At 61.8% G+C, this 22,078-nt stretch carries 21 protein-coding genes; 13 read left to right on the top strand and 8 right to left on the bottom strand.

The window, feature by feature from the left end:
• Positions 1-84: 84 nt before the first annotated feature.
• From CO670_RS04520 to thrS, 4 genes are all read left to right on the top strand, one after another.
• Positions 85-531, top strand: coding sequence for an iron-sulfur cluster assembly scaffold protein (locus CO670_RS04520; protein WP_097589156.1), 447 nt, complete (start codon positions 85-87; stop codon positions 529-531).
• Between the two features lie 5 nt (positions 532-536).
• Complete coding sequence (yidD, locus tag CO670_RS04515) at positions 537-941, top strand: membrane protein insertion efficiency factor YidD (RefSeq protein WP_097589155.1); 405 nt, start codon at positions 537-539, stop codon at positions 939-941.
• A 5-nt stretch (positions 942-946) separates the two neighbouring features.
• A complete protein-coding gene (locus tag CO670_RS04510) occupies positions 947-1,474 on the top strand; it encodes a DUF1697 domain-containing protein (RefSeq protein ID WP_097589154.1) in 528 nt (175 codons plus the stop codon).
• A gap of 121 nt (positions 1,475-1,595) precedes the next feature.
• Positions 1,596-3,602, top strand: a complete 2,007-nt coding sequence (thrS, locus tag CO670_RS04505) for a threonine--tRNA ligase (protein ID WP_097589153.1) — start codon at positions 1,596-1,598, stop codon at positions 3,600-3,602.
• Positions 3,603-3,768: 166 nt separating this feature from the next.
• Here the strand turns inward: thrS and CO670_RS04500 are convergent, their stop codons facing one another.
• Positions 3,769-4,866 carry a hypothetical protein gene (locus tag CO670_RS04500; protein ID WP_097589152.1) on the bottom strand — a complete coding sequence of 366 codons (1,098 nt, stop codon included), beginning with the start codon at positions 4,864-4,866 and terminating at the stop codon, positions 3,769-3,771.
• Between the two features lie 113 nt (positions 4,867-4,979).
• Here CO670_RS04500 and CO670_RS04495 point away from each other — a divergent pair, with 113 nt between their 5' ends.
• The 3 genes from CO670_RS04495 to CO670_RS04485 all read left to right on the top strand — a co-directional run bounded on the left by CO670_RS04495 (position 4,980) and on the right by CO670_RS04485 (position 7,425).
• Positions 4,980-5,564: a nitroreductase gene (locus CO670_RS04495; RefSeq protein WP_097589151.1), complete on the top strand. Its 585-nt coding sequence runs from the start codon at positions 4,980-4,982 to the stop codon at positions 5,562-5,564.
• Entirely contained in the window at positions 5,564-6,181 is a 618-nt protein-coding gene (locus tag CO670_RS04490; protein ID WP_097589150.1) for a flavin reductase family protein, read from the top strand. Before CO670_RS04495 ends, CO670_RS04490 begins: the two co-directional genes overlap by 1 nt.
• A gap of 98 nt (positions 6,182-6,279) precedes the next feature.
• Positions 6,280-7,425 carry a DUF2336 domain-containing protein gene (locus tag CO670_RS04485; RefSeq protein WP_097589149.1) on the top strand — a complete coding sequence of 382 codons (1,146 nt, stop codon included), beginning with the start codon at positions 6,280-6,282 and terminating at the stop codon, positions 7,423-7,425.
• Between the two features lie 5 nt (positions 7,426-7,430).
• Here the strand turns inward: CO670_RS04485 and CO670_RS04480 are convergent, their stop codons facing one another.
• The 3 genes from CO670_RS04480 to CO670_RS04470 all read right to left on the bottom strand — a co-directional run bounded on the left by CO670_RS04480 (position 7,431) and on the right by CO670_RS04470 (position 9,838).
• On the bottom strand, positions 7,431-8,510 hold the full coding sequence (locus CO670_RS04480; RefSeq protein ID WP_097589148.1) for a caspase family protein: 1,080 nt from the start codon (positions 8,508-8,510) through the stop codon (positions 7,431-7,433).
• Positions 8,510-8,854 carry a hypothetical protein gene (locus tag CO670_RS04475; protein WP_097589147.1) on the bottom strand — a complete coding sequence of 115 codons (345 nt, stop codon included), beginning with the start codon at positions 8,852-8,854 and terminating at the stop codon, positions 8,510-8,512. Before CO670_RS04475 ends, CO670_RS04480 begins: the two co-directional genes overlap by 1 nt.
• 567 nt (positions 8,855-9,421) lie before the next feature.
• Positions 9,422-9,838 carry a hypothetical protein gene (locus CO670_RS04470; RefSeq protein WP_097589146.1) on the bottom strand — a complete coding sequence of 139 codons (417 nt, stop codon included), beginning with the start codon at positions 9,836-9,838 and terminating at the stop codon, positions 9,422-9,424.
• 130 nt (positions 9,839-9,968) lie between these two features.
• Between CO670_RS04470 and CO670_RS04465 the strand changes: the two genes are divergently transcribed.
• Positions 9,969-10,427 (top strand): GNAT family N-acetyltransferase, encoded by a 459-nt coding sequence (locus CO670_RS04465; protein WP_097589145.1) that lies wholly within the window; start codon positions 9,969-9,971, stop codon positions 10,425-10,427.
• 17 nt (positions 10,428-10,444) lie between these two features.
• Here CO670_RS04465 and CO670_RS04460 read toward each other — a convergent pair whose 3' ends face one another.
• The 3 genes from CO670_RS04460 to parE form a co-directional block, all read right to left on the bottom strand.
• Positions 10,445-11,650, bottom strand: coding sequence for an AI-2E family transporter (locus CO670_RS04460; protein ID WP_097589144.1), 1,206 nt, complete (start codon positions 11,648-11,650; stop codon positions 10,445-10,447).
• A gap of 112 nt (positions 11,651-11,762) precedes the next feature.
• A complete protein-coding gene (locus tag CO670_RS04455) occupies positions 11,763-12,902 on the bottom strand; it encodes an esterase-like activity of phytase family protein (protein ID WP_097589143.1) in 1,140 nt (379 codons plus the stop codon).
• Between the two features lie 196 nt (positions 12,903-13,098).
• Positions 13,099-15,171, bottom strand: a complete 2,073-nt coding sequence (gene parE, locus CO670_RS04450; RefSeq protein ID WP_097589142.1) for a DNA topoisomerase IV subunit B — start codon at positions 15,169-15,171, stop codon at positions 13,099-13,101.
• A 205-nt stretch (positions 15,172-15,376) separates the two neighbouring features.
• Here parE and CO670_RS04445 point away from each other — a divergent pair, with 205 nt between their 5' ends.
• The 4 genes from CO670_RS04445 (at position 15,377) to CO670_RS04430 (ending at position 19,593) form a co-directional block, all read left to right on the top strand.
• Positions 15,377-16,276, top strand: a complete 900-nt coding sequence (locus tag CO670_RS04445) for a phospholipase (protein WP_097589265.1) — start codon at positions 15,377-15,379, stop codon at positions 16,274-16,276.
• A gap of 124 nt (positions 16,277-16,400) precedes the next feature.
• Positions 16,401-17,171, top strand: a complete 771-nt coding sequence (gene tpiA / locus CO670_RS04440; protein WP_097589141.1) for a triose-phosphate isomerase — start codon at positions 16,401-16,403, stop codon at positions 17,169-17,171.
• Between the two features lie 119 nt (positions 17,172-17,290).
• Complete coding sequence (secG, locus tag CO670_RS04435) at positions 17,291-17,821, top strand: preprotein translocase subunit SecG (RefSeq protein ID WP_097589140.1); 531 nt, start codon at positions 17,291-17,293, stop codon at positions 17,819-17,821.
• A gap of 143 nt (positions 17,822-17,964) precedes the next feature.
• A complete protein-coding gene (locus tag CO670_RS04430; RefSeq protein ID WP_097589139.1) occupies positions 17,965-19,593 on the top strand; it encodes a CTP synthase in 1,629 nt (542 codons plus the stop codon).
• 60 nt (positions 19,594-19,653) lie between these two features.
• On the opposite strand, the gene CO670_RS04425 is transcribed toward CO670_RS04430, so the two are convergent.
• A complete protein-coding gene (locus CO670_RS04425; RefSeq protein WP_097589138.1) occupies positions 19,654-20,742 on the bottom strand; it encodes a citrate synthase/methylcitrate synthase in 1,089 nt (362 codons plus the stop codon).
• Between the two features lie 84 nt (positions 20,743-20,826).
• Between CO670_RS04425 and CO670_RS04420 the strand changes: the two genes are divergently transcribed.
• Positions 20,827-21,972: a citrate synthase gene (locus CO670_RS04420; protein ID WP_176538867.1), complete on the top strand. Its 1,146-nt coding sequence runs from the start codon at positions 20,827-20,829 to the stop codon at positions 21,970-21,972.
• Positions 21,973-22,078 lie beyond the last annotated feature (106 nt).

Below are 22,078 nucleotides of genomic sequence, written 5' to 3'. Positions count from 1 at the left end.
GAGGACACGGTGTGTTTTTTGTTTCAACGACAATAACAGGCTGAAAAACGGCCAATCCGCAGCGATTTTGGAGCGGAATCCAGCATGGACGACATCTACAACAGCAAAATCCTCGAATTCGCCGGCAATATTCCACTGACCGGGACGCTCTCGGACGCCGATGCGAGCGCCCAGGCCCATTCGAAGCTCTGCGGCTCTAAGGTGCGGATCTGGCTGAAGATGGACGGCGATACCGTGACGGGTTTTGCCCATGACGTGAAGGCGTGCGCGCTCGGGCAGGCCTCTTCCTCGATCATGGCCCGCCATGTCGTGGGGGCGACATCGGACGAAGTACGCCAGGCGCGCCAGGACATGCTCGCCATGTTGAAGGCGGATGGGGAAGGTCCCGTCGGGCGGTTCGAAGATATGCGCTACCTGCTGCCGGTGCGGGATTACAAGGCCCGCCACGCTTCGACGATGCTGACCTTCGATGCGGTCGTCGACGCGATCGGGCAGATCGAGGCGAAACGGACGGAAGTTGTCGAGGCGTAAGCGAGATGTGCGAGTTCTGCGCCCAGCAGATCAGCGATGAGGACGACGGCGGCGCCGCCGGCCCAGAAAAGCCGCGCAAAGCGCCGGCACAGCGTTCCCGCAACTATGCCGGCCCCTTCCGGAAAACTCCCGACCGCCTGCTCGGCATGGGGCTCATCCGTTTCTATCAGCTGACGCTCTCCGGCTTTGTCGGCAATTCCTGCCGCCATATCCCGACCTGTTCCGAATATGGCTACGAGTCGATCGCCCGCCACGGCCTTTGGGCAGGCGGCTGGATGACGCTCTTCCGCGTCGGCCGTTGCGGCCCGGGCGGCACCAGCGGCCTCGACCAGGTGCCCGAGACGCTCAGCGACGATTTTCCCTGGTGGACCCCGTGGCGCTATCTCGCCCTCGGGCGCAAGAGAGGGTGAGGGCGATGAGCATGTTCGTGGCGCTTCTGCACAGCATCGTCCTGACGCCCGACCGGCGCGTCATCATGGAAGATTTGCGCGAACTTGCCAAAGAGCTTGGTTATCGCGACCCGCGCACGTTGGTTTCGACGGGCAATCTCGTCTTCGAAGCCGACGACGTGCGGCCGCACGAACTCGAGGTCGCGCTAGAAGAAGGCTTCGAAGAGAAGTTCGGCAAGCATGTCGATATCATCGTGCGCAGCGACTGCACCTGGATGGCGCTCTGCGGCACCAATCCCTTCAGGGATGGCAGCGGTGATCAGGTGATCGTGCGGGTGATGCGCCTGCCGATCGATCCCGAGAAGGTGGAGGCGCTTAAACCGCTGATGGCGGAGGGACAGCGCATCGCCGTCGTCGGCGGCGATCTCTGGATCGATTTCGCCGGCAAACCGAGCCAGTCCAAGCTGCTTTCGGCGCTGACGACCAAGCGGCTCGGCATCGGCACGATGCGCAATTGGAATACGGTCTGCGGCCTCGCTCAGATGATCATGTAGGCCGGCTTCTTCTTTACTCCCGCGGCAAATCTCAGTATCAGGCGACAGCGCATCCCACAGGGATGACGCTTCCATTTCAACCACCCGCATTCGTTGGCGGGACTGGACAAGGAGAATTTCGATGTCCCAATCCGTTTCCCTGACATTTCCCGATGGTTCGGTGCGCAGCTTCCCGGCTGGCGCGACCGGCAAGGATGTCGCCGAATCCATTTCCAAGTCGCTTGCCAAGAGCGCCGTCGCCATTGCGATCGACGGCACCGTGCAAGACCTTTCCGATGCCGTCACCGACGGCAAGATCGAGATCATCACCCGCAAGGATGGCCGCGCGCTGGAGCTTATTCGGCATGACGCCGCGCACGTGATGGCAGAAGCCGTGCAGGAACTCTGGCCCGGCACGCAGGTGACGATCGGCCCCGTCATCGAGAACGGCTTCTACTACGACTTCGCCAAGAACGAGCCCTTCACGCCCGACGATCTGCCGAAGATCGAAAAGAAGATGAAGGAGATCATCGCCCGCAACGCGCCCTTCACCAAGCAGGTCTGGTCGCGCGAGAAGGCCAAGGAAGTCTTTGCCGCCAAGGGCGAGCAGTACAAGGTCGAACTCGTCGACGCGATTCCCGAAGGGCAGGATCTGAAGATCTACCATCAGGGCGACTGGTTCGATCTCTGCCGCGGCCCGCATATGGCTTCCACCGGCCAGGTCGGCACCGCATTCAAGCTGATGAAAGTTGCCGGCGCCTATTGGCGCGGCGACAGCAACAACGCGATGCTGTCGCGCATCTACGGCACGGCATGGGCCGACCAGGCCGATCTCGACAATTACCTGCATGTGCTGGCGGAAGCCGAGAAGCGCGATCACCGAAAGCTCGGCCGCGAAATGGACCTCTTCCACTTCCAGGAGGAAGGCCCGGGCGTCGTTTTCTGGCATGGCAAGGGCTGGCGCATCTTCCAGACGCTCGTCGCCTATATGCGCCGACGGCTGGCCGCCGACTATCAGGAAGTCAACGCGCCGCAGGTGCTCGATACCTCTCTCTGGGAAACCTCGGGGCACTGGGGCTGGTATCAGGAAAACATGTTCGCCGTGAAATCGGCGCATGCGATGACCCATCCGGAAGACAAGGAAGCGGACAACCGCGTCTTCGCGCTGAAGCCGATGAACTGCCCCGGCCACGTGCAGATCTTCAAGCATGGCCTGAAGTCCTATCGCGAACTGCCGATCCGTCTGGCGGAATTCGGCCTGGTGCATCGCTACGAGCCCTCGGGCGCGCTGCACGGGTTGATGCGCGTGCGCGGCTTCACGCAGGACGATGCGCATATCTTCTGCACGGACGAGCAGATGGCCGCCGAGTGCCTGAAGATCAACGATCTGATCCTGTCGGTCTATGAAGATTTCGGCTTCAAGGAAATCGTCGTGAAGCTTTCGACCCGTCCGGAAAAGCGTGTCGGTTCCGACGCGCTCTGGGATCGCGCCGAAGCCGTCATGACCGATGTGCTGAAAACGATCGAGGCTCAGTCGGAAGGCCGCATCAAGACCGGCATTCTGCCGGGCGAGGGTGCCTTCTACGGTCCGAAGTTCGAATATACGCTGAAGGATGCGATCGGCCGCGAATGGCAGTGCGGCACCACGCAGGTCGACTTCAACCTGCCGGAGCGTTTCGGCGCCTTCTACATCGACAGCAACTCCGAAAAGACGCAGCCGGTGATGATCCACCGCGCCATCTGCGGCTCGATGGAGCGCTTCCTCGGCATCCTGATCGAGAACTTCGCCGGCCACATGCCGCTCTGGGTATCGCCGCTGCAGGCGGTGGTGGCGACGATCACCTCGGAAGCCGATGCCTACGGGCTTGAGGTGGCCGAGGCGCTGCGTGATGCCGGTCTCAACGTCGAGACCGACTTCCGCAACGAGAAGATCAACTACAAGATCCGCGAGCACTCGGTGACCAAGGTTCCTGTTATCATCGTCTGCGGCAGGAAGGAAGCCGAGGAGCGCACGGTCAATATCCGCCGCCTCGGCAGCCAGGATCAGGTTTCGATGGGGCTCGACGCCGCCGTCGAGAGCTTGGCCCTCGAGGCGACACCGCCGGACGTGCGTCGCAAGGCCGAAGCAAGGAAAGCCAAGGCGGCTTGAAAATAGCCGCAATTCGACAGCGCCGAACCTCGGCGCTGTCGAATAGGAAAGCGGGCATCCGAGACCGGCTGCTCTTCGAAGTATCTTCCAACCAGTGATGGAAATCGGCGCTTAAAGCGCTGGCCGATCCACGCGATCTTTCACGCGTCCAAGGCGCGCAGCAAAATCAATCCAGGCTGGCTCCGTCGCCGCCTTGCGGTGCGAGCTCTTCATAGGAGGGCAGCGGCGCTTCCGGTGCCGGCTGGACACCCGGCGGCGGCGGTGTGCCGGCCGGCACCTGCTGTACGGTGCGCGCCGCACTCTCCGGCTGCTGCGGCTGCTGGTCCTTCATCAGAACCTCGACATCGGTGTTCCTGCCGGCGACCACTTTGAAATCGCGCTGGTAGATCTTGTCCTTGTTGCGGGCGACGGCGGAATATTCGCCCTCGGCGAGAACCATGGTCGGAAAGGCGCTGACGCTTTCGCCGACACTGTCGCCGGCTGCCGTCAGGATCGACCAGGCCGTATCGGCGATCGCTTCGCCCCCGGTCTCCGAGACCAGCTTGAAGGTGATCTGGGCGGCGCGATGCTGGATCGTCGCTTCGGTGAGCTTGCCGGCCTCGACCTGGATGTCGGCGCGGATGACGGCGTTGACGCTGCCATATTCGGAAACGATGTGATAGGTGCCGGCATTGAGGCGTACCATGGTGTTCGGCGAGACATCGGCCACTACGAGACCACGCTCGCCATCGTCGCGCACTTCCGAAGAATAGATCGAGAAACTCAACTGATCCGGACGGATGCGGGAGTCGGTGCCGGAGACGGCGTTGAGCAGGAGACCGCCGGCATCGAGCACCATCACCTGCTTGTCGACCTCACCGTCGGCAGGCACGGTCAGCTTCTTGGTAACGCCGGCGCGGCCGAAGGAGACGTTGACGAAGTAGTCGCCGGGAGCAAGTTGAAAGGCGGCGGGTCCGCCCTTGGCGCTGGCGATCAGCGGGAGCTTGCCGTCCGTTCCGGCGATCGGGCTGAAGACGTACCAGGAAAGGCCATCCTCGACAGGCGTGCCATCGGCCGTCAGCTTGGCTTCCATGGCGACGTCGCGCAGCTTGGTGCCTTGGGACGCAGTGCCAGGCGCGATGAAGGCGTTGAGCTTCGGCATCTTCGATGTCGAATCGAGCTGTTTGAAATCCTTGAAGGCATCCTGCGCGCCGGCGCCGAAGGGCATCAGGACCATCAGGGCGATGGCGAGGCCGGTGCGTGCAAGAGGCGAAATGCCAAACATCTGTTTCGTGAACCGATTGACTTCTGAAATCGCAAAGGCCACTTCAAGACCAACGCGGTGGCAAATTCAAGACCCACCCTTTGCAGCAGCATAAAAATGAAAGTTTCTCCCGTATGAAATCCGATATCAAGCTGATCGACTACCTCGCGGTGCGCCGCTCCATCCCCGCTTTCCAGATGTGCGAACCAGGGCCCGAGAAGGCCGAGATCGAGGAGATCCTGCGGCTTGCCTCGCGGGTTCCCGATCACGGCAAGATCGCGCCCTGGCGCTTCATCGTCTTTCGCGGGGAGCAGCGCGCCGAACTCGGCGAAGAACTTCTGAAGCTCGCGCTCGAGACGAAGCCCGATCTGTCCGAGGAGATGATCCAGGTCGAGCGCACCCGTTTCACCCGCGCGCCCGTCGTCGTCGCCGTCGTCAGCAAGGCAGGGCCGCATATCAAGATCCCGGAATGGGAGCAGCTGATGTCGGCCGGCGCGCTTTGCCTCAATGTCATCCTCGCCGCCAATGCCAATGGCTATGTCGCCAACTGGCTGACGGAGTGGTTCGCCTATGACGAGCGCGCCTACCCGCTGCTCGGCGTCGAACCGGGCGAGAAGGTTGCGGGCTTCATCCATATCGGCTCGACGACATTTCCGGCGATCGAACGGCCGCGGCCGGAGCTTGCCGATACCGTCACCTGGGTCGGCGGAGAAGACTGATGTTCTACACCACCGACAGCAACCGGCACGGGCTCGCGCATGATCCCTTCAAGGCGATCGTGTCGCCGCGCCCGATCGGCTGGATCGGCAGCAAGGGCAGGGACGGGTCGATCAATCTTGCGCCCTATTCCTTCTTCAATGCCGTTGCCGACCGGCCGAAGCTGGTGATGTTTTCGTCCGCCGGACGCAAGGACAGCCAGCGCAATGCGGCCGAGACCGGGGTTTTCACCTGCAATTTCGTCAGCCGCGATCTTGCCGAGAAGATGAACCTCTCCTCGGCGGCGCTGCCCTATGGCGAGAGCGAATTCGGCTTTGCCGGGCTGACGCCGAAGCAGGCCGAACTGATCGACGCGCCTTATGTCGGCGAGGCTTTTGCGGCGCTCGAATGCAGGGTCACCGAGATCATTGAGCCGAAGACGCTGTCTGGCACGCCGTCCGAAAACGTCATCGTCTTCGGCGAGGTGGTCGGCATCCATATCGATGAGGCGATCGTCAGAGACGGCCGGCTCGATATGTCGATCGCCCGGCCTGTCGCGCGCATGGGCTATATGGATTACAGCGAAGGCAGCGATGTTTTCGAGATGTTCCGGCCGCAGATGCCAAAAGTGAATGTCTGAGAAGGCATACAAAGGCTTAAGAAATATGGTGAACCAATCTTAAACCTTTTGCCGCTACGGTCGCAGCAATGAAAGGAACGCGAAGGAATCGCGTTCAAGTGCTGGGGCGTCGCGTGATCGTAGAAGCTTTCCTTCGTTGGATCGAAACCGCCAAGACCGGCGACCGGGCTCGGGCAGCCAATGCACTCGGGCGAGCCTATCTGCAGTCCGAGATGTCCAGCGATGAAAAGAAGGCCGCCGAGATGGCGATGACCTTCCTGCTCGACGATCCGTCGCCGCGCGTGCGGCTTGCACTTGCCGAAGCGATCGCCTGGTCGCCGGATGCGCCGCGCGGCCTCGTGCTTTCGCTCGCCGAGGACCAACCCGAGGTCGCCTGCCATGCCATCACCTGTTCGCCGCTTTTGAGCGACGCCGACCTTGTCGACCTCGCCGCGCGCGGCAACGGCGCCACCCGCATGCTGATCGCAGCCCGAGCCCATGTCACGCGCCCGGTCGCTGCTGCCCTTGCGGAAGTCGGTGACGAAGAGGAACTGCTCTGCCTGCTCGAAAACGACGGTGCGGCTATCTCCAGCCAATCGCTGAAACGCATCGCCGAACGGCTCGGCGACAGCTGCGACATCCGCAACCTGCTGCTCGACCGCAGCGATCTTCCGGCTGATGCCCGCCAGCTACTCACCCAGCATGTCAGCAATGCGCTGGTCGGCTTGCCGTTGGCGCAGGCCGCGATCGGCCTGCAGCGGCTCCAGCGCATCAGCCGCGAGGCGACCGAGGCTGCCATCGTTTCGATCGCCGGCGACATCGCGCCGCGCGAAATACCCGATCTCGTCGAGCACCTGCGCCTCAACGGCCGGCTGACGCCGTCCTTCCTGATGCATGCGCTCTGCGCCGGCAAGGTGGATTTCTTCGCGGCTGCGATCGTCGACCTGACGGGTTGCGGCGAGCGCCGGGTGCGCTCGATTCTCGCGACCGGACGCATGCATGCGGTGCGCGCGCTCTATGAATCCGCCGGCCTGCCGCGAGACATCAGCGTCATCTTCGTCGAGGCGACGCTGCTCTGGCGCGACGCCGCCAGGAAAGCGCCGGGCAGCGTGCTCGGCAATGTCTGCGGCCGCCTGCTCAAAAAATTCCGCCATCCCGAGGGCGCACATGGCGCGATCGGCGAACTGCTCGATATGGTGGAAAAGCTGCATCTCGCTGAACAGCGGCAATCGGCCCGCGTCTATGCGGCGCTTGCTGCGGCCTAATTCCGCTACGGCAGCCGAACAAACCCTCGTCCATCGGCCAGATGGTAAAAATTGTTTCCAGCGTACGCGTCCACGTAAAGCCTGCCTCCGACCGAGCCTTTCGCAGATGACTTCAAGTCAGCGGTGGCGAAGAGCGGCGCAGAACGGACGACAACCATCATTGGATATTTTGGGCCCTCGCTCAATTGATCTGCAACCGTTCGGATCTGATCATCGTTCAACAATACAAAGCCATCGCCTCCCGATAAACGGAACCAATCGTCGCCTGCGTTGAAATCAACCCAGATTCTACCTCCAGCGGCACCTAGCGGCTGCGATTTGTCTGGGGACTGATAACGTTGAATGGACGGAACGACCAGCGGGATGGGCGCGGTAAAAAGTCCGGACTCTATTTCATTTGCTTTGCCGTCGTCGTTTTGAAGCCCTTTTATCTCATTTTGGGTGAGTTCTTGCCTTACTCTAACACTTTGATCTTGGCCGAGAGACGTCACTTCAATATCTGGCTGGATGACATTGGATGATATGAAGAAAAAAGCGCCATTGCTTACGCCCAGGTCCCGGAGTTGTGGCGTCAATGCGCGCTTCCAGTGAGCGGCCGCCTGCTCAAGCGCAACTTTGGTCTGTATATACTCGATAAGGCGGTGGAGACTTACGACTTCTCCCGGTGGAGCTGCTCCGCCTTTCGCTCCAGAAATAAAGGCATCTGTGAAGAGACTTCCATTCCAACGGCTGCCCGCTATCACCTCTTCTGTGCTTGTACCCGCAGTCAAAAGATGCCGAGATGGCTGTGCAAGCTGGTCCAATCTTGTCTGATTTGGTGGAGCGGATTTTCTCTGCAGGCCAGCTAGACCACTAAGGCATGCATCCAACACAAACAGAGCCTGTTTTGCGTCGAGATAGTTGTTCCAGCGTACGAGATCATCCATGCTGACCATGCTCGAAAACGCGCCCACTTTGGAATTGGCCAGAGGTAGGAAACCAAAGGCAATTCCCCCATCCGAACGAACGCGCTGGTCACCATGGCCCGACCAATAAAAAAGGAATCGATCGCGCTTCCCGACGACGTTCGGAATTGTATCCGTCATCAATTCGTCAATTCGTCAATTCGAGCCTTCGTGGCGCGTTCTTCAGTGAGCAAGTAAACATAGTCGAATCCGGCGCTATTTAATAAAAAGTCTTTCATTTTTATTGGGTCTTGCGATACTGTGTCTATTCTGGGGTAGCCGCCTTTGCCAGCACCCATGTATTCACTGATCCCCACGACCACTGCATAACTTTTAGCCGTTTGGAAGAGGCTGCCACTGGCTCTATTCCAATCGGGACTGGGGTTTCTATTCGTAATTAACTCATCAATTCCCGCCCCGAAAGTTGCCGTGGCGTATTCGGATAGTAGAAACAGCGCGAGAACTAGGCGAATTACGGCGTGCATAAGTCTGCTCCGCTCCAGCCGGTCATGGTATGCTATTACCGTCGAGTTCTTCGATTTCTCAGCTGTGCTATTCCTGTCAACAGTGCAGCTATGGCCCCGACCAGAGCAGCGATCGACGTAATCAGGGCAGCCAATGCTTGCACATCTTCAGACGTTCCTTTAGGCTCTACATTCGGAACGGGTAATTTCAAATAGTAGTAGTAGACTATTACCAGAAGAGCGACTATAGCCAAGACAAGCGCAACAAGAAACGGCTTCGGCAAATTTACCCTCCTCTTCAACCCAGAAAAAGAATATCTCAATCTAAATCGAATGCAAGTTTTACTTGCGGCCGGTCGACGCACCAACATGTTTTCAGCTAAGGAAACCGCGTCGGAACGCCGACGCTACAGCTCGACGGGTCCAAGCGCCTGCAAAATTATAGCGATTCGAAGCCGCCGAATTCAGTGCTTCTTGCGTTCATTCAAATGACCGCGTGGAATTTTGACTGAGCATTATATGTGTCTAATATTGCGCCCTCAGGAGAGTGCGACGTCGGTGTCACGTTCGATAAGCCTATTGGCTTTTCTAATCAGCGAGCCGCGTCACCACCCAGGAATAGCTGGCCGATACGAAGTGCACGGGCTTCGATAGGGTTTCTTTGACGTCGCGGCCGGATGGAAGATGCGCGCGGACCTGGCCGGCGATGTTTTCAGCGAAGCCGGCCAATCTTCCCACGGGCTCTTCGGCAGGCTCGGGAGCAGCTCCTGCCGCGGGCAAGGGCGCAGGTTTCGGCGGCTCGGCGGCGGCAAGCGCTTTCGGCGCCTCGCAAACGGCGATGACCGAGGGATAGCTGACATTGGCATAGGCTTTCAGCCGGCGTTCGGCTTCGGCATCGCAAGCGGCAACACTTTCCCAGCGCTTATCGACCGTCGCGACATAATTGCACTGGGTAACGGAATCGTCGCAACCGAGAATGGTCATCGCGATGAGCACCGCTTGCATATTCTGTTTCCTCGATTATTGAACCTGACATCGCCTTAGACGGCGCAATTCCAACCGAAACAAGGCGGTGACATTAACTCTTCGTCATGTCGGGGAAAAATTGCGCCTCTTGCAAACACCGGGAATCAGCATGTCCGTCACCATCGCCCAGGAGCCGCCGCGCCAGGACGGCGTCATTCGCCTTCTCGATCTGTCCGATGCCTATGCGCAATCGCTCTATCCCGCCGAAAGCAACCATCTGGTCGATCTCTCATCGCTGGAGAAGCCTTCGGTGAGCTTCTTCGTCGCCCGCAACGAGGGTGCGATCGTCGGATGCGCTGCGCTGGTCGAGGCAGGCGACGGCACGGCGGAGATCAAACGCATGTTCGTCGATCCCGGGGCGAGGGGATTGAGGATCGCCAGCGGGCTGATGAATGCGCTGGAGGCGATCGCGGGAGAAAAACAGCTGACGGCGATCCGGCTCGAAACCGGCATCTATCAGCCCGAGGCGATCGCGCTATACCGCAAATACGGATATCGGGACATCGAAGCTTTCGGCAGCTATCTGCCGGATCCGCTCAGCCTGTTCATGGAAAAGCGGCTGGGATAACGCTCGGCGGGGGCGGCTCAGCCTTCGGCGACCCGGGGAATCGGTTTGGACGGGGGCGGCGCCTGCTCGTCGATGAGGACTTGCGGTCCCGTGTCGATCTTTTCGGCATTGCGCGCTTCGTGGATCCATTCACGCCAGATCGCGACGATCAGCGCCATCAGCACGGGACCGATGAAGAGGCCGAGGAAGCCCATCGTCTTTACGCCGCCGACGAGGCCGAAGAAGGTCGGCAGGAAGGGCAGCTTGATTGGGCCGCCGACGAGTTTCGGCCTCAGCGTCTTGTCGACGATGAAGAGCTCGACGGTGCCCCACACGAAGAGGCCCACGCCGGCGACATGCGAGCCGCTCGCCAGGAGATAGATGGAGACCAGCGTGAAGGAGAGCGGCGCACCGCCCGGAATCAGCGCCATCACGCCGGTGAGCACGCCGAGCGTCACCGGCGACGGCACACCGGCGATCCAGTAAGCCACGCCGAGCACGATGCCTTCGCCGATCGCGATCAGCGTCATGCCCATGACGGTGGAGCTGATCGTCGCCGGCACGACACGGGAAATGCGCTCCCAGCGATTCGGCAGGATGCGCTCGCCGAGCATGTCGATCTGTTTGGAGAAGGAAAAACCATCGCGATAGACGAAGAACAGCGCGATCAGCATGAAAAGCAGCGTCAGAAGAAGGTGGAAGGCGCCGCCGCCGGCCGCCAGCACGGCGCGATAGATATTGCCGATATGGGCGCCGCTGACCGCCTGGATAAGTTCACCCAGCGCGCCGGGGCTACCGATATATTTTGTCCAGAGGTCATCGAGATAGGGGCCGGCAAACGGCAGCGCGACGATCCAGTCGGGCGTCGGCGCGCCGGCGCGGTTGGCATGGATCGCCCAGGCGAGCCAGGTGCGGACTTCGCCCGTCGTATAGGTGACCGCGAGCCCGATCGGAATGACCAGAAAGGTGACGATCATGACGATGGCGATGGTCGCGGCGATCGTCGTATTGCCGCCGACACGAGCGAGAAGCTTGCGATAGAGAGGCCAGCTGGCAAAGCCGATGACGAGGGCGGCAAGCACCGGCACGAGGAAGCCGTAGAAGAAATAAACGCCGGCCGCGACGACCAACACCAGCAGCCAGCGCGCCGCCGAGATGGATGGAATCAGCGGCGTGCGCGTTTGCGCTGACGACCCCAGCCATCGCGGTTCATGATTGGTTTTCTGACGATCGAACACACCCACGCGCGCCTCTTCTTTTTATACTCTGGTTATGGGCCATGATCCCGGCGGTTTCAAGGTGCGTGGCGTGAAAGCGTATACAAAGCGTCGCTATCCGTCCGTCAGACAGAGCATCTTACTGCCGCGGACGGCGCAGAACCTTGAAGGCGTAAAACTGCGTTTTCTGAGCGGCCGAGAAGTTGTTGTCGGAGCCAAGGATGAGAACGTCGGTGCCGTCCTTGCCCTTGCCGAGCGACATGGCCTCGATATTGTCGGGGACGAGACCGATCGCCCTCAGGTCGAGGACCTGGCTCTTGCGGACGGGGACGACGCGCTGGTCGTTCTTGGCGAGCGAGGCGATGGCGGATATGTCGGTCGCGTCGGCGAGATCCATCATCATGATCTTGACGTTATTGCCGAAGCCTTCGGCATAGCTGCGCTCGACGGCGAGCAGGCGGTGATCGTCGAGAGCGAGCATTTCCGACATGCCGTTATCATTGCCGCCGTCGGCCTTGGGGGCGGCCTGCGGAATCGGCGAGACAGGGTAGACATACTGCGCCTTCGGCTCGCCGGTTGCGCCGTCATAACGGATGATGCGCGACAGGCTGCCCGTCGTCAGCGACGGCTTCGGGCCATCCTGGTAGAGGGCGGCTTCGACGCCGACGAAAACATCGCCCGAGGGCGCGACGGCGAGATCCTCGAAGGCGAGGTTGTCGCGGATGCCGGTCGACTTGTCGACGGTCGGAGCAAAACCTTCCGGCAGCTTGAATTCACGCACGAACGACCCATCCGGTGCGGTGACGCGGACGAAGGGCGGCAACAGCACCTTGGCGTCGCCCTCGCTGCCCCAATAGATGCCGTCCCTGCCGAGGCGGATTGATTCCGGATCGACGGTCTTGGCCGCGAAGGGCTCGCCGGTCTTGTCCTTCAGCGTCACGTGCTTGACGACGGAAACACCCTTGAGACCCGATGCATCGACATCGACGTCGAGTTCATAGAAGCGAGCCGGGGCCTTGTCCGAACGATCGTCGCTGATGGCGATATAGTGGCCGGTGGCGGCATCGAAATCGAGGCCGGAAATACCGCCGAATTCGACGCCGTTTTCCATCTGGCCTGTGGGGATGACGAATTCACCGAGATAGGAGAGCGAAATGCCGGCGGCGCAATCGCCGAAAGGGCAGGCGGTCTCAAAGGTGGCGCCGATCTCGGTGGCGTTGACGGTGACGGTGCTGGACAGGAGAACGAAAGCGGCAGTCGCAAGAAAACGCTTGGTCATGACAAATATCCGGCAAGGGGTTGAAAAACGGTTCGAACGGGCGCGGACGTCACTCCAGGGAGGCCGCGCCGACCGCTTCATGCGCCGGTTGTTTGACGGAGTTGTTACGGTTCTTCGTCAGTTCCGTGAAATCGCAAATGCTAAAATGTAGCGCGCCGAACCGTACCAGTCCGGCTGTTCGGCGCGTCTATAACATTTAAATATCCAGGTTTTCGGCGAAAGCCGCACGCTCCTGGATGAAGCGGAAGCGGGCTTCCGGCTTGGTGCCCATCAGATCGTCGACGGCGCTGCGTGTGCCCTCGAAATCCACCTCGTCGATCAGCACCCGGAGCAGGGTGCGCTTGGACGGATCCATGGTGGTTTCCTTGAGCTGGGCGGGCATCATCTCGCCGAGACCTTTGAAGCGGCTGATCTCGACCTTGGCCTTGCCCTTGAATTCCGTCTGCATCAGCTCGGCGCGATGATTGTCGTCGCGCGCATAGGCGGATTTTGCCCCTTGCGTGATCTTGTAGAGCGGCGGCACGGCGAGGAAGAGATGGCCGCCGCGCACCAGCTCCGGCATCTCCTGATAGAAGAAGGTGATCAGCAGCGAGGCGATATGGGCGCCGTCGACGTCGGCATCGGTCATGACGATGATGCGCTCGTAGCGCAGGTCTTCCTGACGATACTTCGAGCGCGTGCCGCAGCCGAGCGCCTGGATGAGATCGGCGAGCTGCTGGTTGGCGCCGAACTTCTCGCGGCCGGCGCTGGCGACGTTGAGGATTTTGCCGCGCAGGGGAAGGATCGCCTGATTGGCGCGGTTGCGCGCCTGCTTGGCCGAGCCACCTGCCGAATCACCCTCGACGATGAAGAGTTCGGCGCCTTCGGCGGTGTTCTGCGAGCAGTCGGCAAGCTTGCCGGGCAGGCGCAGCTTGCGCACCGCCGTCTTGCGGTTGACTTCCTTTTCCTTGCGGCGGCGCAGCCGCTCCTCGGCGCGCTCGATCACCCAGTCGAGCAGCTTGGCCGCCTCGTTCGGGTTATCGGCGAGATAATGGTCGAAGGGGTCGCGCAACGCATTCTCGACGATGCGCTGGGCCTCGACGGTCGCAAGCTTGTCCTTGGTCTGGCCGACGAATTCCGGCTCGCGGATGAAGATCGACAGCATGCCGACGGCCGAGATCATCACGTCATCGGTGGTGATCTGCGAGGCGCGCTTGTTCTGCGTCAGATCTGCGTAGGCCTTCAGGCCCTTGGTCAGTGCGATGCGTAGGCCGGCCTCATGCGTGCCGCCCTCGGGGGTCGGGATGGTGTTGCAATAGGAATGCACCTGCGGATCGCCGCCATACCAGGTGATTGCCCATTCCATCGAGCCGTGGCCGCTCGCCTTCTCCGTCTTGCCGGCGAAGATTTCGCGGGTGACGGTGAACTCCTTGCCCATCGTCGCCTGGAGATAATCCTTCAGGCCGCCGGGGAAGTGGAAGACTGCCTTATCAGGCACTTCGGACCCTTCCGGCAGCACACCCGGCTCGCAGCTCCAGCGGATCTCGACACCGCCGAAGAGATAGGCCTTGGAGCGCGCCATGCGGAAGACGCGGGCGGCGTCGAACTTCATGTGCTCCCCAAATATCTGGGGATCGGGATGGAAGCGCACGCGGGTGCCGCGGCGATTGTGGACGTCGCCCAGCTCTTCGAGCCCGCCCTGCGGCAGGCCGCGGGAGAAACGCTGGCGGTAGAGCTTGCGGTTTCGCGCCACCTCGACTTCGAGGAAGTCGGAGAGCGCGTTGACGACCGAAACGCCGACGCCGTGCAGACCGCCCGAGGTCTCATAGGCCTTGCCGTCGAATTTGCCGCCGGCGTGCAGCTTGGTCATGATGACTTCGAGCGTCGATTTGCCCGGCACTTGCGGGTGGTTCTCAACCGGGATGCCGCGGCCGTTGTCAGTGACGCTCAGATAGCCCTGCAGATCGAGATGCACCTCGATGAAATTGGCGTGTCCGGCGACGGCTTCGTCCATCGCATTGTCGATGACTTCGGCAAAAAGGTGATGCAGCGCCTTTTCGTCGGTGCCGCCGATATACATGCCGGGGCGCATGCGCACCGGCTCGAGCCCTTCGAGGACGCGGATCGACGAGGCGCCGTAATCATCCGCATTCGAGGCGGCGGGCGCGGGGCGGGGGGAGGCGGGCGGTGCAGCCGCCGGCGCGCGTTCGGTCGCCGCGGCGGGCTTTTGTGCCTCCTCGCGTTTTTCAGAAAGGGGCATTCCGGAAAAAAGGTCGTTGCTATCGTCCATGGAGCCGTTCAGATCTTCATCCTGTCTTGCGCTGGCGCCGCCGGCCCAAAATCACCGCATTTCACGTCACGTTTGCGAATCAGGCAGATTCTGCCAGAAAGCACCTCTATACGCGACACCGCCTCATTTGGCGGGCTTTTCAGAAATGATTTGCGTTGCCGGGCGCGGAATGGCAAGCGGCGGCAGGCTTCAGGAAACCATCCGCATGCGAATGTCCACAAGTCATTGCACTGTTATATCAGCAATTGCGGCCTTTTTGCTGTCCGCAGCTCTCCTTTCCGCCGGCGGACCGGCGCGGGCGGCCGATGCGCTGCCGCCGTTCAAGGACGATCTCTTCTCGAAACAGACCGTGCTGCAGACAAGCGATGACGGCGCTTTCGAGGTGATCGACTATGACGAGATGCGCGATATCAACGGCCGCGACCAGATCCCGGAGAAGCGGGCGCAGCAGAAATATGTTTCGCTCGGCATCCGCAAAGCCCAGGCCGACGAAACCCTTTCTCTCGACGGCATCAGGCTCGATGTCACCAGGGTGGGACCGGCTCAGAATGCCGCGTTCACGGTGATCTTCATCCACGGCCGCGACGGCGACCGCCGGCTCGGCGCGAACGATTACAGCTTCGGCGGCAATTTCAACCGGCTGAAGAACCTCGTCGCTGGCAATGGCGGCGTCTATTATTCGCCGACGGTCAGGAGCTTCGACAGCAACGGCGTTGCCGCGATCGAAGGCCTCATCCGCTATGCAAGCGGGCAATCACCCGGCCGGCCGATCATTCTTTCCTGCGCCTCCATGGGCAGCCAGGTCTGCTGGGGCGTTGCGCGTGACGGCGACAGCGTCAAGCGGCTGAAGGGCATGTTGATCATGAGTGGCGTCACCGATCCCGATTTCACGAGGAGCGCCTTTTACAAGGCCAAGCTGCCGCTCTGGTTTGCGCATGGCAGCCGTGATCCGGTCTATGCCGCCAGCGATCAGCAGGCGCTGTTCGAGAGCCTGCGCAAGGCGAAATATCCGACGCGCTTCACCCTGTTTCAGACCGGAAACCACGGAACGCCGATCCGGATGATCGACTGGCGCAGGGTGCTGAACTGGATTCTTGCCCGCTGAAGACGATTTCGGCAGAAAATATGCGCGAGATCGCAGAGATTCCCGTTACGTCAAGGGCATAATGCTTTTCATTGCCGCAGGCTTTTGATAATGCGGCCGGGGATATGAAGTTAGGAAGGCCGGCATGACACCTGACGTGCGCCCGCTGGTGGCGGGAAATTGGAAAATGAACGGCACGCGTGCCTCGCTCGATCAGATCAAGGCGATCGCAGAGGGCGTTCGCCCGCCGCTCTCCGCCAAGGTCGAGGCATTGATCTGCCCGCCGACGACGCTGCTCTACGTGGCAACCGCGCTCTGCACCGACAGCCCGCTTGCGATCGGCGCGCAGGACTGCCACCAAAAGCCGTCAGGCGCGCATACCGGCGATATCTCGGCCGAGATGATCGCCGACAGCTTCGGCACCTATGTGATCGTCGGCCATTCCGAGCGGCGCACCGACCATGCCGAGACGGACCATCTGGTGCGCGCCAAGGCCGAAGCGGCTTTTGTCGCCGAGCTCACGGCGATCATCTGCATCGGCGAGACGGCCGACGAACGCCGCGCCGGGCAGGAGCTCGACGTCATCAAGCGCCAGCTTTCCGCCTCGGTTCCGGATACCGCGACTGCCGAGAACACTGTTATCGCCTATGAGCCGATCTGGGCGATCGGCACCGGCGTGACGCCGACATCGGCCGATGTCGAAAAGGCCCACGCCTTTATGCGCGCGGAACTCGTCGCCCGCTTCGGCGATGAAGGCCGCAAGATGCGCCTTCTCTACGGCGGCTCGGTCAAGCCCGCCAATGCCGTAGACCTGCTCGGCATCGCCAATGTCGACGGAGCGCTGATCGGCGGGGCGAGCTTGAAAGCCGCCGACTTCCTCGCCATCTACCGGGCCTATGAGGCGCTGCTCGCCTGATGCATTGTTTATTCCCGGGTTTATTCCTGGCCGAAGGGCTTGGAATAGGCGAGAGCCTCATGTAAAGAGCCGCCAGAATTCTTACTTATGTCCGTCTCCAGGCGGGCAGGACTGGACCCATGCAGACAGTATTGATTGTCATCCATCTCATGATCGTGCTCGCCCTCGTCGGCGTCGTGCTCATCCAGCGCTCTGAAGGCGGCGGCCTCGGCATCGGCGGCGGATCGGGCTTCATGTCGGCCCGCGGCACGGCCAATGCGCTGACGCGCACGACCGCGATCCTGGCGACCCTGTTCTTCCTCACTTCGCTCGGCCTCGGCATACTGACGCGATATGAGCGCCGTCCGACCGACATTCTCGACCGCATTCCGGCGACGAGCGGCCAGGGCAACGGCATTCTCGATTCGCTCGGCGGCGGCCAGGCTCCGGCAACTCAGCCGGCCGGCAACGGCGTTCCGAACGGCGGCGCTGCCGCTCCGGCACCGGCAGCCCAGGCTCCCGCAACGCCTGCGCCTGCAACCCAGGCACCGGCTGCCACTGCACCTGCGGCGACCGCACCGGCAGCTCCTTCGGCGACTGCTCCGGCAACGCCCGCTGCTCCGGCCACGCCGGCACCGGCTCAGCCCTCCGGCGTCCCGACGGGACAGTAACCCGGGCTTCGACATAAACCGCCGGCAGGCCCTCGGGTCTGCCGGTTTTCTTTTGTTCAGATTCCCGCGGCACGCTCCGAAAGTTCTGGAAAAGAATTTTTGGGCTGGTGGAATCGTTTTTGAAAAGGTATCCGGTGAATCCCATGGCGCGATACGTATTCATCACTGGCGGCGTGGTTTCCTCCCTCGGAAAAGGAATCGCGGCCGCGGCTCTCGGAGCGTTGCTGCAGGCCCGTGGATATCGGGTGCGGCTTCGCAAGCTCGACCCCTATCTGAACGTGGACCCGGGCACGATGAGCCCGACCCAGCACGGCGAGGTCTTCGTCACAGACGACGGCGCGGAAACCGATCTCGATCTCGGCCACTACGAACGCTTCACGGGGCGTTCGGCGACCAAGACCGACAACATCACCACCGGCCGCATCTACAAGAACATCATCGACAAGGAGCGGCGCGGCGACTATCTCGGCGCGACGGTTCAGGTCATCCCGCACGTCACCAACGAGATCAAGGATTTCGTCATCGAGGGCAATGACGACTATGATTTCGTCATCTGCGAGATCGGCGGCACGGTCGGCGATATCGAGGCGATGCCCTTCATGGAAGCGATCCGCCAACTCGGCAACGACCTGCCGCGCGGCACCGCCGTCTATGTCCACCTGACGCTGATGCCCTATATTCCGGCGGCCGGCGAACTCAAGACCAAGCCGACGCAGCATTCCGTCAAGGAACTGCAGGCGCTCGGCATTCATCCCGATATCCTGCTGGTGCGCGCCGACCGCGAAATTCCGGAAGCCGAGCGCCGCAAGCTCTCGCTGTTCTGCAACGTTCGCCCGTCCGCCGTCATCCAGGCGCTCGACGTCGCCAATATCTACGACGTGCCGATGGCCTACCACAAGGAAGGTCTCGACGACGAAGTGCTCGCCGCTTTCGGTATCGAGCCGGCGCCGAAGCCGCGTCTCAACCAGTGGGAAGAGGTCTGCAACCGCATCCGCACGCCGGAAGGCGAGGTGACCATCGCGATCGTCGGCAAATATACCGGCCTCAAGGATGCCTATAAGTCGCTGATCGAGGCGCTGCACCACGGCGGTATCGCCAATCGCGTCAAGGTCAAGCTCGAATGGATCGAGTCGGAGATCTTCGAGAAGGAAGATCCCGCACCCTATCTAGAAAAGGTCCACGGCATTCTCGTGCCGGGCGGCTTCGGCGAACGCGGCTCCGAAGGCAAGATCCTTGCGGCGCGCTTCGCCCGTGAGCGCAAGGTGCCGTATTTCGGCATCTGCTTCGGCATGCAGATGGCCGTAATCGAAGCGGCCCGCAACCTGGCCGACGTTGAGGCCGCATCGTCGACCGAATTCGGCCCGACGAAGGAGCCCGTGGTCGGCCTGATGACCGAATGGGTCAAGGGTAATGCGCTGGAGAAGCGCACGGCAGCCGGCGACCTCGGCGGCACGATGCGCCTCGGCGCCTACAAGGCGGCGCTGAAGAAGGGCACGAAGATCTCCGAGATCTACGGTTCGACCGATATTTCCGAGCGCCATCGGCATCGCTATGAAGTCAATGTCGATTACAAGGACCGGCTGGAAAACTGCGGCCTCGTCTTCTCCGGCATGTCGCCCGACGGCGTGCTGCCGGAGACCATCGAATATCCCGATCATCCCTGGTTCATCGGCGTACAGTACCACCCGGAACTGAAAAGCCGTCCGCTTGACCCGCATCCGCTGTTTGCCAGCTTCATCGAAGCGGCGACGGAACAGAGCCGTCTCGTCTGACGCATATGGTTCCAGATCGCGCGGTTACGCGCGATCTGGTTTCGACCAGTCAATCAACCTTCAGGCAGCGGCCGGCAACGGCCCGATATAGACCGAGCGGGGGCGGATCAGCCGGCCGTCGAGAGCCTGCTCGCGCGCATGCGCCAACCATCCGACCGTTCGGCCGATCGCAAAGACGCCGGTGAAAGCTTCACGCGGAAAGCCGAGCGCTTCGAGCAGCAATGCGGTGTAGAATTCCACATTGACGTCGAGCGGCCGATCCGGCTTGCGCGCCTTCAGGATCGCCAATGCGGCGGCCTCCACGGCCTCGGCCAGTGCGCCGCGGGCGCTGTCGACCTGTCCTGTCGCGATCAGCGGCTTCAGTGCGCCTTTCAGCGCGTCGGCGCGCGGATCGCGGACGCGGTAGATGCGGTGGCCGAAACCCATCAGCCTTTCGCCGCGATCGAGCGCTTCGCCGAGCCATTGGCCGGCATTCTCCGCCGTTCCGATCGCATCCAGCATGTCGAGCACCGGACCGGGCGCGCCGCCATGCAGCGGTCCCTTCAGCGCGCTCAGCGCCGCCAGCACGGAGGAGGTGAGGCCGGCCTGGGTCGAGGCGATGACGCGCGATGCGAAGGTCGAGGCGTTGAGGCCGTGGTCCGAAATCGTCACGAGATAGGCATCGAGGGCGGCCGTCTGCTCCTTGCTCGGCAGGTTTCCGGTCAGCATGCGCAGAATATCGGCCGCCTGTGACAGCGAGGCGTCGGGTGCGATCGGCTGTTCGCCGCGCTGAAGGCGCAGGATCGCAGGCAGGAAGACCGCCGGCGCGGCCAGAAGGGCGAGCGCTGTCTCGAAATCTTCGCCATCCGGCAGCCGGGCGATCAGCGCCCGCATTGCATCGACCGGCGGCAGCGTGAGCAGCGAAACATCGGCCGCCTTTACATGGTCGAAAACCCTGGTTCGCGCCTTCGCCAGCCATTCGCTCAACTGCGCCGCGTCGAAGCTTCGTTCCACCAGCCCGTCGAGCAACAAGGCGGCGACGCCCTCATAGCTGCTGCCCGCGACCAGCTGATCTAGCGATATGCCGCGGATGATCAGCCGTCCCGCTTCGCCGTCGACATCCGAAAGCTGCGTTTCGGCGGCAATGACATCTTCCAAGCCGTTTTTCATGATGTTTTCTCCTTTACGACAAGGATGATCCGATCTAGCGTTATTGACGTCAATCTTGATGCAATTGATCAATATGAGGCCCCGATGTCGTGGCTGACCTCCGAGGAGGCGCTGCAGGCGCTGAAGACCAAGCCGCAGACGCTCTACGCCAATGTCAGCCGCGGGCGCATTCGCGCCAAGCCCGATCCCGCCGACCCACGCCGCAGCCTCTATCAGGCCGCCGATGTCGAACGGCTGGCCCAGCGCCATGCCGGTCGCCGCAAGTCCGAGACCGTCGCTGCCGAGACGATCCGGTGGGGTGACCCGGTTCTCTCATCGGCGATCTCGACCATCATCGGCGGGCGCCTGTTCTATCGCGGACGGGACGCTGCCGATTTTGCCGCGGCGGCGACGCTGGAACAGACGGGCGCCTTGCTCTGGAACGGGGCGGAATCAGCTTCCTCGAACACCGCTGGGGAAAATGCGCCTCCATCGCTTCAGGCGGCCTTTCTGGCGCTGGCCGGGCGGGTGACGGCGGATCTGCCGTCGCTCGGCCGATCGCAGGCAGCACTTCGGCGCGAGGCGCATGGTGTCCTCTCCACGGTCGCCGATGCGTTGGCCCCAGGACCTTCGGACCAGCCGCTGCATGTCAGGCTGGCCGCAAGCTGGCAACGGCCGCAGGCGGCCGATTGTCTGCGTTGCGCCTTGGTGCTGCTTGCCGATCACGAACTGAATGCCTCGACCTTCGCGGCGCGGGTGACGGCATCGGCGGGTGCTGCCCTTTCGGCCTCCGTGCTTTCCGGCCTTTCGACGCTGACAGGACCGTTGCACGGCGCTGCCTGGCAGGGTGTCGACGCATTGATCGAGGCGACGGCTGCCCTAGGGGCGGAGCAGGCGATCCGCCGGACCCTTGCCCAGGGCAATTCCCTCTCGGCCTTCGGCCATCCGCTCTATCCCGATGGCGATGTCAGGGCCTCGACGCTGCTGTCGCATTTCCCTCTGCCGGCGAAATTCATCGAGCTCCGGGAGACCGGCGAGGCCATGGTCGGCGAGAAGGTCAACATAGATTTCGCGCTTGCCGCGATGGCCGCCGCCTTCGACCTTCCCAGGGAGGCGCCGATCATCGTCTTTTCGCTTGCCCGCACCACGGGCTGGCTGGCGCATGCGATGGAGCAGATCGAAAGCGGACAGCTGATCCGGCCGCGGGCGCGTTATGCCGGACCGGCGCCCGAAACCGTCGCCGGCCGCTAAGAGTTTGGGTAGTTTTTTCGCATGGGGAAATATCCGAATTCAGCTATCATGCCCCAAATGGAAGAAGACGGTTGGCGGACACTCTCGTAAAGCTGTTCCGCACGGT

This window comes from Rhizobium sp. J15, assembly GCF_002531825.1.
Taxonomy (GTDB): Bacteria; Pseudomonadota; Alphaproteobacteria; order Rhizobiales; family Rhizobiaceae; genus Rhizobium.
This window is presented reverse-complemented; position numbering and strand designations above follow the sequence as displayed.

Bases quoted from the DNA above. Each gene is read 5' to 3' on its own strand.
- CO670_RS04520 (WP_097589156.1), top strand. From the start codon at position 85: ATGGACGACATCTACAACAGCAAAATCCTCGAATTCGCCGGCAATATT.
- yidD (WP_097589155.1), top strand. From the start codon at position 537: ATGTGCGAGTTCTGCGCCCAGCAGATCAGCGATGAGGACGACGGCGGC.
- CO670_RS04510 (WP_097589154.1), top strand. From the start codon at position 947: ATGAGCATGTTCGTGGCGCTTCTGCACAGCATCGTCCTGACGCCCGAC.
- thrS (WP_097589153.1), top strand. From the start codon at position 1,596: ATGTCCCAATCCGTTTCCCTGACATTTCCCGATGGTTCGGTGCGCAGC.
- CO670_RS04500 (WP_097589152.1), bottom strand. From the start codon at position 4,866: ATGTTTGGCATTTCGCCTCTTGCACGCACCGGCCTCGCCATCGCCCTG.
- CO670_RS04495 (WP_097589151.1), top strand. From the start codon at position 4,980: ATGAAATCCGATATCAAGCTGATCGACTACCTCGCGGTGCGCCGCTCC.
- CO670_RS04490 (WP_097589150.1), top strand. From the start codon at position 5,564: ATGTTCTACACCACCGACAGCAACCGGCACGGGCTCGCGCATGATCCC.
- CO670_RS04480 (WP_097589148.1), bottom strand. From the start codon at position 8,510: ATGACGGATACAATTCCGAACGTCGTCGGGAAGCGCGATCGATTCCTT.
- CO670_RS04475 (WP_097589147.1), bottom strand. From the start codon at position 8,854: ATGCACGCCGTAATTCGCCTAGTTCTCGCGCTGTTTCTACTATCCGAA.
- CO670_RS04470 (WP_097589146.1), bottom strand. From the start codon at position 9,838: ATGCAAGCGGTGCTCATCGCGATGACCATTCTCGGTTGCGACGATTCC.
- CO670_RS04465 (WP_097589145.1), top strand. From the start codon at position 9,969: ATGTCCGTCACCATCGCCCAGGAGCCGCCGCGCCAGGACGGCGTCATT.
- CO670_RS04455 (WP_097589143.1), bottom strand. From the start codon at position 12,902: ATGACCAAGCGTTTTCTTGCGACTGCCGCTTTCGTTCTCCTGTCCAGC.
- parE (WP_097589142.1), bottom strand. From the start codon at position 15,171: ATGGACGATAGCAACGACCTTTTTTCCGGAATGCCCCTTTCTGAAAAA.
- CO670_RS04445 (WP_097589265.1), top strand. From the start codon at position 15,377: ATGCGAATGTCCACAAGTCATTGCACTGTTATATCAGCAATTGCGGCC.
- tpiA (WP_097589141.1), top strand. From the start codon at position 16,401: ATGACACCTGACGTGCGCCCGCTGGTGGCGGGAAATTGGAAAATGAAC.
- secG (WP_097589140.1), top strand. From the start codon at position 17,291: ATGCAGACAGTATTGATTGTCATCCATCTCATGATCGTGCTCGCCCTC.
- CO670_RS04430 (WP_097589139.1), top strand. From the start codon at position 17,965: ATGGCGCGATACGTATTCATCACTGGCGGCGTGGTTTCCTCCCTCGGA.
- CO670_RS04425 (WP_097589138.1), bottom strand. From the start codon at position 20,742: ATGAAAAACGGCTTGGAAGATGTCATTGCCGCCGAAACGCAGCTTTCG.
- CO670_RS04420 (WP_176538867.1), top strand. From the start codon at position 20,827: ATGTCGTGGCTGACCTCCGAGGAGGCGCTGCAGGCGCTGAAGACCAAG.